12 protein-coding genes are annotated in these 13,847 nt (G+C 61.7%); 3 read left to right on the top strand and 9 right to left on the bottom strand.

Annotation, left to right across the window (positions count from 1 at the left end):
• Positions 1–93 precede the first annotated feature (93 nt).
• Both GV002_RS22855 and metG read right to left on the bottom strand, forming a co-directional pair.
• Positions 94–861: a DUF4349 domain-containing protein gene (locus tag GV002_RS22855; protein WP_160020553.1), complete on the bottom strand. Its 768-nt coding sequence runs from the start codon at positions 859–861 to the stop codon at positions 94–96.
• A gap of 21 nt (positions 862–882) precedes the next feature.
• Positions 883–2,919, bottom strand: a complete 2,037-nt coding sequence (metG, locus tag GV002_RS22850; protein ID WP_160020552.1) for a methionine--tRNA ligase — start codon at positions 2,917–2,919, stop codon at positions 883–885.
• Between the two features lie 162 nt (positions 2,920–3,081).
• Between metG and apbC the strand changes: the two genes are divergently transcribed.
• Complete coding sequence (apbC, locus tag GV002_RS22845; RefSeq protein ID WP_160020551.1) at positions 3,082–4,170, top strand: iron-sulfur cluster carrier protein ApbC; 1,089 nt, start codon at positions 3,082–3,084, stop codon at positions 4,168–4,170.
• A gap of 184 nt (positions 4,171–4,354) precedes the next feature.
• Here apbC and GV002_RS22840 read toward each other — a convergent pair whose 3' ends face one another.
• Positions 4,355–4,564, bottom strand: a complete 210-nt coding sequence (locus GV002_RS22840; RefSeq protein ID WP_004423761.1) for a cold-shock protein — start codon at positions 4,562–4,564, stop codon at positions 4,355–4,357.
• A gap of 302 nt (positions 4,565–4,866) precedes the next feature.
• On the opposite strand from GV002_RS22840, the gene dcd reads away from it, so the two are divergent.
• Complete coding sequence (gene dcd / locus GV002_RS22835; RefSeq protein ID WP_004423764.1) at positions 4,867–5,433, top strand: dCTP deaminase; 567 nt, start codon at positions 4,867–4,869, stop codon at positions 5,431–5,433.
• Between the two features lie 109 nt (positions 5,434–5,542).
• Here the strand turns inward: dcd and GV002_RS22830 are convergent, their stop codons facing one another.
• The 5 genes from GV002_RS22830 to GV002_RS22810 form a co-directional block, all read right to left on the bottom strand.
• Positions 5,543–5,986, bottom strand: a complete 444-nt coding sequence (locus GV002_RS22830; RefSeq protein ID WP_160020550.1) for a potassium channel family protein — start codon at positions 5,984–5,986, stop codon at positions 5,543–5,545.
• Positions 5,987–6,024: 38 nt separating this feature from the next.
• Positions 6,025–7,125: an AI-2E family transporter gene (locus GV002_RS22825; protein WP_160020549.1), complete on the bottom strand. Its 1,101-nt coding sequence runs from the start codon at positions 7,123–7,125 to the stop codon at positions 6,025–6,027.
• A 109-nt stretch (positions 7,126–7,234) separates the two neighbouring features.
• On the bottom strand, positions 7,235–8,062 hold the full coding sequence (gene nadE, locus GV002_RS22820; RefSeq protein WP_160020548.1) for an ammonia-dependent NAD(+) synthetase: 828 nt from the start codon (positions 8,060–8,062) through the stop codon (positions 7,235–7,237).
• A 10-nt stretch (positions 8,063–8,072) separates the two neighbouring features.
• Entirely contained in the window at positions 8,073–9,272 is a 1,200-nt protein-coding gene (pncB, locus tag GV002_RS22815; RefSeq protein ID WP_160020547.1) for a nicotinate phosphoribosyltransferase, read from the bottom strand.
• The gene (locus GV002_RS22810) at positions 9,269–9,913 is read right to left on the bottom strand and encodes a nicotinamidase (protein ID WP_160020546.1); all 645 of its coding nucleotides are present in this window, start codon (positions 9,911–9,913) and stop codon (positions 9,269–9,271) included. Before GV002_RS22810 ends, pncB begins: the two co-directional genes overlap by 4 nt.
• A gap of 141 nt (positions 9,914–10,054) precedes the next feature.
• On the opposite strand from GV002_RS22810, the gene GV002_RS22805 reads away from it, so the two are divergent.
• Positions 10,055–10,747, top strand: a complete 693-nt coding sequence (locus GV002_RS22805; protein WP_160020545.1) for an NUDIX domain-containing protein — start codon at positions 10,055–10,057, stop codon at positions 10,745–10,747.
• 505 nt (positions 10,748–11,252) lie between these two features.
• Here GV002_RS22805 and GV002_RS22800 read toward each other — a convergent pair.
• Positions 11,253–13,766, bottom strand: a complete 2,514-nt coding sequence (locus tag GV002_RS22800; protein WP_160020544.1) for a penicillin acylase family protein — start codon at positions 13,764–13,766, stop codon at positions 11,253–11,255.
• Between the last annotated feature and the right edge of the window lie 81 nt (positions 13,767–13,847).

The raw sequence follows: 13,847 nt of genomic DNA, 5'->3' as shown, positions 1-13,847 counted from the left end.
GCCTATTATCGGGAAGCCGCCCCGGCCATACAAGCCGGATGCGGCTAATTGCCTACCCTTGGCGACCTCGCGTCGCAAGCAGTATGGATCTTTTCAGCGGCTGGCGAGGCGTTTCCAAAGTTTGCGCAAACCCAGTGCCACGGGGAACAGCACGATGAGGAAGGGCAGGCTGTAGCCGATGAACTCGATCAGGTTGGCGGTGCCTTCGGCGAGGTTGTCTGTCAGGCGCGAGAAGGCGTCGCCGATGCGGCCCAGGGGTGAGCTTTCGTAGGGGCTGCTGAAATTCAGGGTCAGCAGGTTGGTATCCAGACGCCGCTGCTGTTGGGCAGCCTCTTGCGCCAGTGCCTGCAGTTGCACTTCCAGGGCGGCCTGCTCACGGGCCAGAGCCAGCAGGTCGGCCACGGCCAGGTCATCGCGCTTTTCGAACTGTTGCAAGGTCTGTTGCTGGCGCAGCAGTTGCTCGTGCTGGCGCCGGTTGTCGTTCACGGCCTGGGCCAGGTCTTCGGCGCGGGTGGTGCGATGGGTCAGCTCGCCGCCCTCGCTGGCCAAAGCGGTGATGGCCTCGACGCCGTCCGGCACGATGCGCAGGGTCAGTTCGCCGTGAGGTGCTCGGCCGCTGCTCTGCTGGGCGGCAATCAGGTTGCAGGTGCCGAAGCGCTCGGCCAGGCAGGCTTCGCGCGTGGCAGCGATACGTTCGCCGATCTGCTCGGCTGCCAGTTCGATGCCTGCATGGTGTTCATAGGCCAGATAGTTGCCGGCCTTGTTGCGTTCACCTTGCAGGGCGCCGCCGAGCGGGGCGCCCGATTGTTCCGAGCAGCCGGCCAGCACAGCCAGCAGCGGCACTACCATCCATGGTTTCATCCTCGCCTCCTGGCGCTTGGCTTACTTGACGCGCTGACCCGGCTTGGCGCCGCTGTCCGGGCTGAGCAGGTAGATGTCCTCGCCACCGGGGCCGGCGGCCAGGACCATGCCTTCGCTGATGCCGAACTTCATCTTGCGCGGCGCCAGGTTGGCGACGTACAGGGTCAGGCGGCCTTCCAGCTTGCTCGGGTCGGGGTAAGCGGACTTGATGCCGGAGAACACGTTGCGCTTCTCGTCGCCAATATCCAGCGACAGGCGCAGCAGCTTGTCGGCGCCTTCGACGAACTCGCACTTCTCGATCAGGGCGATGCGCAGGTCGACGGCAGCGAAGGCGTCGAAATTGATCTCGGCAGCCAGCGGGTCCTTGGCAAGTTCGCCATTACCTTGTGGCTTGGGCGCTTCGGCGGCCAGGTCTTCCTTGGAGGCTTCGATCATGGCTTCGATCCTTGCCGGCTCAATGCGGGTCAGCAGTGGGTTGAACGGGTTCAACTGGTGATTGGCCAGCGGCAGCGCCAGGTCGGACCAGGTTTGCGGTTTCACGTTGAGGAAGGCTTCTGCTTCTGCGGCCAGCTTCGGCAGCACCGGCTTGAGCATGATCACCAACTGGCGGAACAGGTTGATGCCCAGGGCACAGATTTCCTGCACCTCGGCCTGCTTGCCCTCGACCTTGTTCAGGGCCCAAGGCGCCTTGTCGGCGATCCAGGCGTTGGCGCGGTCGGCCAGCGCCATGATCTCTCGCATGGCACGGGAGAAGTCACGCGCCTCATAGGCTTCGGCGATGCTCGGTGCGGCGGCGCGGAAGGCTTCCCACAGCTCGGGTTCCGGGTTGGCGGCGACCAGCAGGCCGTCATTGCCCTTGTGGATAAAGCCGGCGCAGCGGCTGGCAATATTGACCACCTTGCCGACCAGATCGGAATTGACCTTCTGTACGAAGTCTTCGAGGTTCAGATCGAGGTCGTCCACGCCACGGCCCAGCTTGGCGGCGTAGTAGTAGCGCAGGTATTCCGGGTTCAGGTGATCGAGGTAGGTGCGCGCCTTGATGAAGGTGCCGCGCGACTTGGACATCTTCTGCCCGTTCACTGTCAGGTAGCCGTGCACGTTCACCGCGGTCGGCTTGCGGTAGCCGGCGCCTTCGAGCATGGCCGGCCAGAACAGGGCGTGGAAGTTGACGATGTCCTTGCCGATGAAGTGGTACAGCTCGGCGCTGGAGTCCTTGCCCCAGAAAGCGTCGAAATCCAGTTCCGGGCGGCGTGAGCAGAGGTTCTTGAAGCTGGCCATGTAGCCGATCGGCGCATCCAGCCAGACGTAGAAGTACTTGCCCGGCTCGTCCGGAATCTCGAAGCCGAAGTAGGGCGCATCGCGGGAGATGTCCCACTCCTGCAGGCCGCTGTCCAGCCACTCGGCGAGCTTGTTGGCCACGGCGTCCTGCAGGGTGCCGCTGCGCGTCCACTGCTTGAGCATGGCCTCGAAGTCGGGCAGCTTGAAGAAGAAATGTTGCGACTCCTTGAGCACAGGCACCGCGCCTGAGATGGCCGAACGCGGGTTCTTCAGCTCGGTCGGTGCATAGGTAGCGCCGCACTTTTCGCAGTTGTCGCCGTACTGATCCTCAGCGGCGCACTTCGGGCAGGTGCCCTTGATGAAGCGGTCGGCGAGGAACATGCCTTTCTCGGGGTCGAAATACTGGGTCACAGCGCGGGTGGCGATATGGCCGGCGTCGCGAAGTGCCAGGTAGATGGACGCCGACAGCTCGCGGTTCTCCTCCGAGTGGGTGGAGTGGTAGTTGTCGAAGTCCACGCCGAAGTCGGCAAAGTCGGCGGTGTGCTCGGCCTGCACGTTGGCAATGAGCTGCTCAGGCGTGATGCCTTCCTTCTCGGCGCGCAACATGATCGCCGAGCCGTGCGCATCGTCGGCACAGACGTAGATGGCCTGGTTGCCACGCAGCTTCTGGTAGCGCACCCACATGTCGGTCTGCACGTACTCGAGCATGTGGCCGAGGTGGATCGAACCGTTGGCGTAGGGGAGGGCGCTGGTAACGAGAATCTTGCGGGCTTCGGTCATGGTGATCGGCTGCACTGGTAAAACGAGGGAAGTCGGCAACTATAAAGCAGCGGCAGGCTGCAAGCCACCTGCACCAGGCAAGCGTGGTCGATGTACCGCGCATGGCTCGGTGCTGCTGCTATGATGCCGGCCTGTTATTGCGCTGCCTTCTGGAGTCCATGCATGAGTGCCGTCACCCGCGAAACGGTCGAAGCCTGTCTGCGTCAGTTCACCGATCCTCATCTTGATCAGGACCCGGTCAGTGCCGGTTGCCTGCGTGAAGTCGACATTCAGGGCGCGCGTGTTTCCGTGCGTTTACAGCTCGGTTATGCCGCCGGCCTGTTCAAGAACGGTTGGGCGCAGATGCTGCAGATGGCGCTGGAGAACCTCGATGGCATCGACAGTGCGCAGGTAAAGGTCGATTGCGTGATCGACTCGCATCAGGGCCAGGCCCAGGTGCCGGCACTGGCCGGGGTCAAGAACGTGATCGCCGTGGCCTCGGGCAAGGGTGGTGTAGGCAAATCCACAACCGCAGCCAACCTGGCCTTGGCCTTGGCGCGTGAAGGCGCGCGCGTGGGCATTCTCGATGCTGATATCTACGGCCCCAGCCAGGGCATCATGTTCGGCATCGCCGAAGGTACGCGGCCGCAGGTCAAGGATCAGAAATGGTTCGTGCCGCTCGAGGCGCATGGCGTGCAGGTGATGTCCATGGCCTTTCTCACCGACGACAACACGCCGATGGTGTGGCGCGGGCCGATGGTCAGCGGCGCCTTGCTGCAATTGATTACCCAGACTGCCTGGAACGATCTCGATTACCTGGTGGTGGACATGCCACCCGGCACTGGTGACATCCAGCTGACCCTGGCGCAGAAGGTGCCGGTGGCCGGCAGCGTGATCGTCACCACGCCGCAGGACCTGGCTCTGCTCGATGCCAAGAAAGGCGTGGAGATGTTCCGCAAGGTGCATATCCCTGTGCTCGGCGTGGTGGAGAACATGGCCGTGCACATCTGCTCCAATTGCGGCCATGCCGAGCATCTGTTCGGCGAGGGCGGCGGCGAGAAACTGGCAGCGCAGTATGGCGTGGAGCTGCTGGCCTCGTTGCCGCTGTCGATGGCCATTCGCATGCAGGCCGATGATGGCAAACCGACCACGATTGCCGATCCGGAAAGCCAGATCGCCATGATCTATCAGGACCTGGCGCGCAAGGTTGGCGCGCGTATAGCCCTGGCCGGCAAGCCGGCGATGCCCAGTATCGAGATCAGCGAGGACTAAGAGGGTGGGAGAGGGCCATACAGGCGACTCAGTCTCGGCTTGGCGAAGCCCACTCCGATTCCGCTTTCGTAGGAGCGGCTTCAGCCGCGAATTTCGCGGATAAATCCGCTCCTACAGGGCGTGCAAATCGCCATAAAAAAGCCCCGCACTTGGCGGGGCTCTTTATCAAGCAGGATAGTGCAGGTTAGACAACCTGAACTTCCTCAGCTTGCATGCCTTTCTGACCACGGGTGGCCACGAAAGTCACTTGCTGGCCTTCTTTCAGGCTCTTGAAGCCATCGCTCTGAATGGCTTTGAAGTGTACGAAGAGGTCGTCACCGGATTGCGGGGTGATGAAGCCGTAGCCTTTCTCATCGTTGAACCACTTGACGGTGCCAGTCTGACGATTGGACATGTGATGTCTCCTAACAAAAGTAATAACAGCCCTGGAAAAGCCCAGGCCGGGACTGAGTGCAACGAGTACTAGGAGTCGGACGATGTTTGGATCGAGATCTAGGCATCAAGTAGCGATTCGCGGTGACACATGCAGCACAGTGGGGACACCATACGTGTTTTTATCGCCAAGTGCGAATGCTCGATGCAGCTTTTTTGCAAATAATCCTCAGCGCTGGGAACTGCAGTCTTTGAAGCATGGCGCCTGCATCGGTAAGATGCGCTCACTTTTTTCGCAATAACTCAACTCAGGACTCCCCCGCCATGAGCATCAAATCGGACAAGTGGATTCGCCGCATGGCCCAGGAACACGGGATGATCGAGCCTTACGTCGAGCGCCAGGTGCGTGGTGCCGACGACAGTCGCGTCATCTCCTACGGCGTTTCCAGCTATGGCTACGACGTACGTTGCGCCGATGAATTCAAGGTATTCACCAATATTCACTCGGCCATCGTCGATCCGAAGAATTTCGATGAGAAGAGCTTCGTCGACATCAAGAGCGACGTGTGCATCATTCCGCCTAACTCCTTCGCACTGGCACGCACTGTCGAATACTTCCGCATCCCGCGCGACGTACTGACCATCTGCCTGGGCAAGAGCACATACGCGCGTTGCGGCATCATCGTCAACGTCACGCCGCTGGAGCCGGAGTGGGAAGGTCACGTGACCCTGGAGTTCTCCAACACCACCAACCTGCCGGCGAAGATCTACGCCAACGAAGGCGTGGCGCAGATGCTGTTCCTGCAATCCGACGAGGCCTGTGAGGTTTCCTACCGCGATCGCGGCGGCAAGTACCAGGGCCAGACCGGTGTAACCCTGCCCAAGGCCTGAGCCACTTCAGTCGATCTATAGAAAAAGCCGGGCATTGCCCGGTTTTTTCTATTTTTGCCTCAGGTAAGTCAGTCACTGTTGCACGTTCTTTCTGGCTGTTCTGTGCCGATCATGCCTGCGAGCTTTTCTGATGTTGGGTGTAGTGCTTGACCACGTCGCCGAGGGCGGTAGTCATTACTGCGGTGGATACGCCGAACATCAGGATACCGTTTGCGGCCTCTATAGGGCTGAGCAGTTGCCGTGGGGTTGAGAGCACAAGGTCGCCGTAGCCAACGGTAGTGAAGGTCACGCCGGAAAAGTACAGCGCTTGGGAAAAACTCTGGAATTCGTCAAGGGCGATAAACAGCCCAGCCCAGATGGCCATCTGCACAAAGTTGCCCACCAGAAGCAATAGCATCACCAGACTCAGAATCAAGATGGTGCTGCCCAGCGATGGCTGGCTAAGGCTGCGCCGGTACTCGGCATAGCGGCGCAGGCTGAGGGCGACCATCACGGTTTGCAGAAGCAGGCACAGCAGTATCAGCGGCAGACCGATCATCAGGCTCAGGAACATGGCTTCTCCTTGGTAGCGTTTAGGCGCGCCGATGTTTATTAGTCATCCTGCGGGCTTGTCGCCCTGTTGGCCTGTGGCGTGTCGACCCACTGCCAGAACAGCTTGTAGCCCACCGCCAGCAGTACCGGGCCGATAAACAGGCCGATGATGCCGCCGCTTACCATCCCGCCCAGCGCGCCAATCAGCACCACGGGCATTGGCACATCCACTCCACGTCCCAGTAATAGCGGCTTGAGCACGTTGTCGGCGAGGCCTGCGACGAAGACGTAGACGGCGAAGATGATGGTTGCCAGGGAGGCGCCTTCACTGAAGAACACGAAGGCGATCACCGGCAGGGTGATCAGCGTGGCCGGCAGCTGCATGATTCCCAGTAGCAGCACGGCCAAGGCCAGCAGGCCGGCACCGGGGACACCCATGAAGATGAAGCCAGCACCAATGAGCAGCATCTGGATAAAGGCAATGCCTATCACCCCCTGCGCCACAGCGCGGATGGTCGCCGTGCAGAGCTCGACCAAGGCGTCGCTGCGCTCAGCCTCGATCACCCGTGCGGCAATGCGTTGGGCACTGCGGTGACCGGTTTTGCCAAACGCCATGATGATGCCGGCAATCATCATGGCAGCGAGGAATACCAGCATGTCGATGCCTGCTCCAGCGACCTTGCCGAGTAAGCCCAGCGTCACATCCTTGAGCTGCGGTGCCAGGCGTTGCAACACTCCGGTCAGATCGGAAGCTGCCTGTTCCCAGAAGCCATGCAGTGACTTGCCGATCAGCGGCCATTGGGCAATCGCATCCGGCGGCGGCGGGATATGCACACCGTCTGCTTTGACGTTGGCGATGACCACTTCCACCGACTCTGTTAGGGACGTGCCGAGCAGGTAGACGGGGATCAATAGAATGGCAATGGCAAGCAATATGAGCAGTGTGGCTGCGCGGCTATCGCTGTGGCCAGTATGCGCCTTGATCATGTTGTGCAGTGGGTAGAGGGTGACGGCTAGGATTAGCGCCCAGATCATCAGGCTGAGGAACGGACTGAACACTTGGAAGCAGGCGACCACCAAGGCGGCGACCAAGCCTGCGCGGATTAGGGTATCGAGTAAGGTGCGAGCGATAGTCTGCTCAGGTGTGGCGTTCGGCGACATATGGCTTTCCTTTCCTGAAGTACCCTTGGGCCTGTCCGGCTTGAGTGGCTGGGCAGTTACTTCAAAAAGCGTAGCCCGCCGCGGGCATGTCAGCCCGCGGCGTATTTGCTCAGGGCACCAGCGGTAGTTCGCGTTTGTGGCGCGTGTTGTCGTAGGTGCGAACGATGGTGGCGTAGGCTTCGTCGCTGACTGTCTCGCCATGCAGGAAGGCGTCGATTTCGGCGTAGGTGACGCCATGCGCCTCCTCGTCCGGTTTGCCTGGGCGCAGTTCTTCCAGGTCGGCAGTCGGCGTTTTCATCACCAGGTGCTGCGGTGCGCCCAGGTGCGCTGCGATGGCGCGTACCTGTTTCTTCACCAGCCCGGACAGCGGCGCGAGGTCGCAGGCGCCGTCACCGAACTTGGTGAAGAAGCCCATTACCGCCTCGGCAGCATGATCGGTGCCGATCACCAGGCCGTTGTTGGCGTTGGCGATGGCGAACTGGGCAACCATGCGGATACGTGCCTTGATATTGCCGACGACGAAATCGCGGCGGGCGTCGCTCAGTTTCTGCAGATGGGTGACCTGCTCGCCAAGGCCGGAGACGCTGCCGGCGATGTTCACCATGTCTTCTTCATCAGCGCAGATGAATTTCAGCGAATCCTGGGCGTCATGTTCGTCGTGCTGGGCGTTGTGCGGCAGGCGCACGGCGATGAAGCGGTAAGCAGTATCGCCAGTTTCGGCGCGCAGTTCCTCGACCGAAAGCTGGGCCAGACGCCCGGCAGTCAGCGAGTCGACGCCGCCGCTGATACCCAGTACCAGCACCTTGAGGCCGGAGTTCTTCAGGGTGTTCTTGATGAAGGTCTTGCGTCGCTCGATCTCTGCGCTCAGCGCGGCGTCGTCGGTGAACGGCGGCACCACATCGAGGGCGGCGGCGATTTCGGCTTGGCGGTTGCTCATGTCTGGCTCCTCACTGGGTAACGCGAAAGACGTGTTTCAGGTAATGGACGAAGTTCTCGTCGCGGCATTGGGTCTTGCCAGGAGTATCGGAGATTTTCGCCACTGGCTGACCGTTGCAGGCGATCATCTTGATCACGATGTTCATGGGGGTGACGCCGGGGATGTCGCAGGTCAGGTTGGTGCCGATCCCGAAGCTTACGTGGATTCGCCCGGAAAGTGCACGGTAGAGCTGTAGCGACTTGGGCAGGTCGAGCCCGTCGGAGAACACCAGGGTCTTGCTCCTGGGGTCGATACCGAGTTTCTCGTAGTGGGCGATGGCCTTTTCCGCCCACACCAGCGGGTCGCCGGAGTCATGGCGCAGGCCGTCGAAGAGCTTGGCGAAGTACAGGTCGAAATCGGCGAGGAAGGCATCCATGGTGATGCAGTCGGTCAGGGCGATGCCGAGCAAGCCGCGGTATTCGCGGACCCAGCAGTCGAGGGCGGCGATCTGGCTGTCGATCAGCCGTGGGCCGAGCTGCTGATGCGCCATCAGCCATTCGTGAGCCATTGTGCCGATGGGCTTGAGGTCGAACTCGCGCGCCAGGTGCACATTGCTGGTGCCGACGAAGCGACCGGGGAAATCGCGCTTGAGGATATGCACCGCCTGCTCCTGCACGCGGTAGGAGAAGCGCCTGCGGGTACCGAAATCAGCCAGCTGGAAACCGGCCAGCTCGCTCGGCGAGGCTTCAGCCTTGAGCCAGTCGAGCTTCTCGTACAGGCGTTCGGCGGCCTGCTCCAGCAGCACTTCGCGGTAGCGATAGCGGTTGCGTACTTCGCTGACGATGGCCAGCAGCGGTACCTCGAAGAGGATGATGTGCAGCCAGGGGCCGCGCAGGCGGATGTTCAACTGACCGTCTTCGATGCTGGTGTGCACGTAGCGCAGGTTGAAGCGGAACAAACTCAGAAAGCGGATGAAGTCTGGCTTGATGAAGGGAATGCTTTCGAGAAAAGCGAGCTGATCGATGCTCAGGCTGAGCTCGCTGAGGCGTTCGATCTGGTAGCGGATCTCGGCCAGGTAGGGCGTCAGGTCCTCGCTGCTACGGCAGCGGAACTCCCACTCCACCTCGGCGTTGGGGTAGTTGTGCAGCACCGCCTGCATCATGGTGAGCTTGTAGAAGTCGGTGTCCAGCAGGTTCTGCACGGTGCGTTCGGCGAAGATGCTCTCGCTCATCGCTGATTCTCCTTGGCTAGGGCGCCATCCAGCTGTTCCAGGCTGGCGGCCAGGGTAATGCCCTGTTCGCGCATGGCGATGCAGGCGGTTTCGGCTGTTTCGCTGGCAATTGCGCGGCAGGCCGGTAGATGCACGATCACCTCGAAGCCGGCGCGGCGTAGCTGCAGGGCGGTGTTCTTGACGCAGTAGTCCAGGGCCAGGCCGCCGAGCAGCACGAGGTCGACGTCATTTTGCCGGAGAAATTCGATCACGCCCGTGCTGCGCTTCTCGGCCAGGTCGTGATAGCAGGCGCCGTAAGGGTGCAGGTCCGGCTCAACGCCTTTCCACACGAAATAGTCGTAATCCAGCGGTGCTGGCAGGCCATCGAGCAATTCGAAGCCGGGTGTACCGGGCACGCAGTGGCTGACCCAGGTCAGATCGGCATTGGCCAATGGCAGGGGCTGCAGCATCTGCGCATGTTCTGGCACCACCCAGGCGGCTTGCGGGCTGTGGGCATCCTTGCTGCCGATGCGCAGCTGGGCGCGTGCGGCCAACTGATTCAGTGCTGGGACGATGGCGTCGCCCTCGGGCACCGGCAGCTCGTTGGGACACAACGGCGTGAAACCTTTCTGGGCATCGACGTCGAAGCTGGCGATCTTCATGGTGCGCCTCCTTCTCGTGGGTGAGTGACTACATATTTCATCTGATGAAATATGTAGTCAAGTGTTTTCACCAAATCCTGCGTGAAAAAATATGAGTTATTGGTCAAGATGAAATAAGTACATGAAGGAGCAAGGGACGGGATGAGTGCAGTGGAGGTTCTGGCCGGGGTGGATATCGTCGCCGTGCGCCTGAGCGAGGAGGGGGTGTTGCAGGTGCTGCTGCTGCGTCGCCAGCGCGAACCCTACGCAGGGCAATGGGCGCTACCGGGCGTGCTGGTCAATGGTCGCTGCGCTGATGCCAGCCTGGACGCCGCCGCTGCCCGTGCGCTGGCGGACAAGGCGCGTCTGCAACCACATTATCTGGAGCAGGTGGCGACGGTCGGTAATGGCGTGCGTGATCCGCGCGGCTGGTCGCTGAGCACCTGCTATCTGGCACTGCTGGCGCCTGACGCCGTGCCGCAGGATGAAAGTTTGCGCTTCGTCGATCTTGCGCTCGTCACTGTAGGGCAGCAGGCGTTGCCATTCGACCACACGCAGTTGGTGCGCCTAGCGGCCGAGCGATTGCGCGGCAAGTCGGTCTACAGCTCCCTGCCGCTGTACCTGCTGGCGCCGCGATTCACCGTGACCGAAGCGCTGACGGCGTTCCAGGCTTGTCTGGGCGAGCCGGTGCAACACACCACCTTGCGTGGGAGGCTGGAGCGGATGAAAGCGCAGGGTTGGATCAGTGATACCGGTGAGAAGAATTATCCGAAGATGGGACGGCCACAGAACCTGCTGGAGCATCGTCCGCAAGAGGCTGAGGCCTTTATCTTCGACCGCAGCCTGCTGGCTTAGGGTCTGTTGCCGTTTCGCGCACGGCCGCGACGGAGCCAGTTTTTGCGTGGTGCTAGGCGCGAGACGCGAAGTTTGGTCGCCCAAATGAGCCGTCGAGTAACGACGTACCACGCAAAAACTGGCCCGTCCCTTCGGGTTGCGCGGCAAATTGCGCCATGCGTCGTTGCGGGGTTTGGCAAGGGAACGACCATTACCTGCATCCCGCGCCTCGCGTGGCGCAATTTGGCGCAGCAACGCGGTTCGGCAACAGACCCTAGTAGGCGCTCCCTGAATTGCAGGCAAAAAAATAGGCGCCAGAGGCGCCAGGGGAGCATTTCAATCGATGCATAGTCTCTGAGCCTGCTTCGTTCGGGAAGTTCCGTACGGTGATGGAAAAAAGCCATCTTTTTCCTGCAGGCAAAAGAAAAGGCGCCAGGGGCGCCTTAAAACGATGATCTATGGAGTAAGTCGACTATTCAGAGTCAGGCGCTGAGGGAAAGGTTCAGCGCCGCCCGACGAACGGTCATTACTTGGCCGGCATCAACAACAGGCGCTGGTTGCCGTAGACCTTGTCCAGGTTCTGCGCTTTGAACGGGAAGCTCATGTAGCCGCCTTTGAGCCATGATTCGATGCCGTCGGCATAGTGTGGGCTGGCCGGGTTACCGGACTGGCCCGAGCTGTTGACGCCAACCAAGGGTTCGTCCGCGGCAAAATCCACCACGATGCGCATGGCCGGGATCAGGAAGGTATGGAAATCCTGGCCCCAGGCGTAGGCGGAGACGTTCAGCGTGCTGTGGTCGCCCCCGGCCGGATAGGGGCCGCGATCCAGATACCCTTTCAGGGCGTTGATGCTGGTGCGCTGGCTGGCGCTCATGTAAGGCGCCATGCGCGTGGTGTCCGTTACCCACTCATAGGTGTGCAGCTTGCCCCATTGCCAGTTGCGACGCTCTACGCCCAGACGGCTTTCCAACAGCTCGATGCTGGCGGCCAGGCTGCGCGCGAGTATGGTCGGTTTATCCTCCTGCTCTGGCGTGCGGATGTCGTTCCAGAATGGGCTGTCGGCACGGCCAAGGAGATGATCGGCCTGCGCCGAGTAGGAGGTGTTGGCGGTTTGCACCAGCGCCTTCCAGGCCGGACTGTCTTCCGGGCCCAGCTCGTCGAGGAAGATCTGCCGCGTGCTTTCATGCAGGAAGGCACCGTAGATGGCAGCATCGGCCGAACCGGCGGCGAGCTTGCCGTCGAACGCCAACAGACGTTTTAGTGCTTCATCGGCCCGTGCGCGCTGACCAGCGGGCAGGGCAGTGATGGCTTGGCGCAGCGAGTCGTGCATGACCGGGTCATTGAACATGGCCTGCAATTTGGCGACGAAGGGGGAGGTCTGGTCGTACTGCATGGCGATTATGCTGCGACCATCATGACGGCCGTTGCCGGCCAGCTCGGCGATGCGCTCGGCGCGTTCCGGGTAATACCAGGAGCTGGACAGCTGCATGCCATAACCGGGCGGCACGCTGCGCTCATTGGCAGTGCCCAGCCAGCCTTGCGGCGGGTCCTGATCGTAAGGATGCAGCATCGGGTCGGCGAAGCCATCCCAGGCGTAGCGTTCGTCCCAGCCGGGCGAGGGCAGCAGGCCGCGACCTTCGCGGCGGTTCGGGTAGCGACCGGTGACCTGCCAGCCGATGTGCTGGGCATCGGCGAAGACGATGTTCAGCGGCATGGCGCGGATTTCCCGCGTCGCCTCGAAGGCCTGGTCCACCGATTGCGCGCGTGACAGGTCGAAGAAGGCATCGAGGCTCTGGTCACGCTCGAACTGGGTGGTTTTCAGTGCCAGGCCGTAGCCGCTCTGCAGCGCCAGGGGCTGCAGCATATGCTTGCGTTCGCCCAGTACCGAGTTGAGCAGCGGCCCGTTGCGAGTCTCGTAGAGCGTTTCACGGATCGGGCGCTGGCCACGGATGAAGAACGTCTCCTGGCGCTCGCTGACCGGCAGCCACTTGCCGTCGGCTTGGTACATCAGGCGGCTGCCTTCGCGCTTGATGCGCTCCAGGTAGATATCCTGGTTGTCGCCCATGACCATGGTCATGCCCCAGGCCAGCTTGCCGTTGTAGCCGGCGACCACGGCCGGCACGCCCGCCAGGGACACGCCGGCGGCCTGGTACTTGGGCGAGCGGATCTGCACGAAATTCCACAGCGAAGGCATGCTCAATGGCAGATGAGTGTCGTTGGCCAGCAGGCTCTTGCCGCCACGGCTACGCTGCGGGGCGATGGCCCAGTTGTTCGAAGCGGCGACGCCGAGCATGTGCTGTTCGGCGATCTGCGCCGCAGTGCGGTAAATCGCCTGCAGGCCCGGCAACTGGCCTTTGAGGTCGAGGCCAGCGAGTTTTTCCGCCTCGGCGAAGGGCAGCGGTTCGTCCGGGTAGATCGGCAGCAGCCAGGGCAGCTTGTCCGTGCCCACCTGCTGAGCCATGGTCAGCGCGGCGATCTCCTCCTGCAGGTTCACCGCCAGGCCGAAGTTGAGCAGGCAGAACAGCAGCACCGAGTCCTCGGGCTTCCAGTACTCGGGGCGGTAGCCGGACTCGGCCAGATCCATCGGCAGGCGATCACGGTAGCGGAACAGGTAGGCGTTGACGCCACGGGAATAGACCTCGAAGAAGCGCTTCAGGCGTGGCGAGGCGTCGGCGTAGAGAATTTCCGCATTCTTTTTCAGGTTGACCGCGCGCATGAAACGGTCCATTTCCAGCACGCCGGGCCCGGCCATCTCGGCCAGGCGACCCTGAGCCAGCAGGCGCATGCCGACCATCTGGCTGAGACGGTCACCTGCATGCACGTAGCCCAGGGTAAACAGGGCGTCGTGGAAATTGCTCGATTCGATCAGTGGCATGCCGAGGGCATTGCGCCGCACCGACGCACTTTCGGCCACACCCTGGATGCGCTCGACACCGCGCGTCGGTGGCACGCTGTCGGCATAGCGGCTGTTGAGCAGGGACTGGCAGCCGGCGAGGCTGATCAGTGAGGCGGCAATAGTCAGGCGAGCCAGCGTGCGCATGGCGAATTTCCTTGGTGTGCGGACGGTCGGGGCCGGTCGTGCAGTGAGCGACCACAAAGGCGCCAAGGTAATGAGGCTGGT

This window comes from Pseudomonas sp. 8O (assembly GCF_902506495.1).
Lineage (GTDB): Bacteria > Pseudomonadota > Gammaproteobacteria > Pseudomonadales > Pseudomonadaceae > Aquipseudomonas > Aquipseudomonas chaetocerotis.
The sequence above is the reverse complement of the archived record's forward strand: the minus strand, read 5'-3'. Positions and strand labels throughout refer to the sequence as shown.

What these genes read in the sequence shown, in the direction of transcription:
- GV002_RS22855 (WP_160020553.1), bottom strand. Translation starts at nt 861, where the DNA reads ATGAAACCATGGATGGTAGTGCCGCTGCTGGCTGTGCTGGCCGGCTGC.
- metG (WP_160020552.1), bottom strand. Translation starts at nt 2,919, where the DNA reads ATGACCGAAGCCCGCAAGATTCTCGTTACCAGCGCCCTCCCCTACGCC.
- apbC (WP_160020551.1), top strand. Translation starts at nt 3,082, where the DNA reads ATGAGTGCCGTCACCCGCGAAACGGTCGAAGCCTGTCTGCGTCAGTTC.
- GV002_RS22840 (WP_004423761.1), bottom strand. Translation starts at nt 4,564, where the DNA reads ATGTCCAATCGTCAGACTGGCACCGTCAAGTGGTTCAACGATGAGAAA.
- dcd (WP_004423764.1), top strand. Translation starts at nt 4,867, where the DNA reads ATGAGCATCAAATCGGACAAGTGGATTCGCCGCATGGCCCAGGAACAC.
- GV002_RS22830 (WP_160020550.1), bottom strand. Translation starts at nt 5,986, where the DNA reads ATGTTCCTGAGCCTGATGATCGGTCTGCCGCTGATACTGCTGTGCCTG.
- GV002_RS22825 (WP_160020549.1), bottom strand. Translation starts at nt 7,125, where the DNA reads ATGTCGCCGAACGCCACACCTGAGCAGACTATCGCTCGCACCTTACTC.
- nadE (WP_160020548.1), bottom strand. Translation starts at nt 8,062, where the DNA reads ATGAGCAACCGCCAAGCCGAAATCGCCGCCGCCCTCGATGTGGTGCCG.
- pncB (WP_160020547.1), bottom strand. Translation starts at nt 9,272, where the DNA reads ATGAGCGAGAGCATCTTCGCCGAACGCACCGTGCAGAACCTGCTGGAC.
- GV002_RS22810 (WP_160020546.1), bottom strand. Translation starts at nt 9,913, where the DNA reads ATGAAGATCGCCAGCTTCGACGTCGATGCCCAGAAAGGTTTCACGCCG.
- GV002_RS22805 (WP_160020545.1), top strand. Translation starts at nt 10,055, where the DNA reads ATGAGTGCAGTGGAGGTTCTGGCCGGGGTGGATATCGTCGCCGTGCGC.
- GV002_RS22800 (WP_160020544.1), bottom strand. Translation starts at nt 13,766, where the DNA reads ATGCGCACGCTGGCTCGCCTGACTATTGCCGCCTCACTGATCAGCCTC.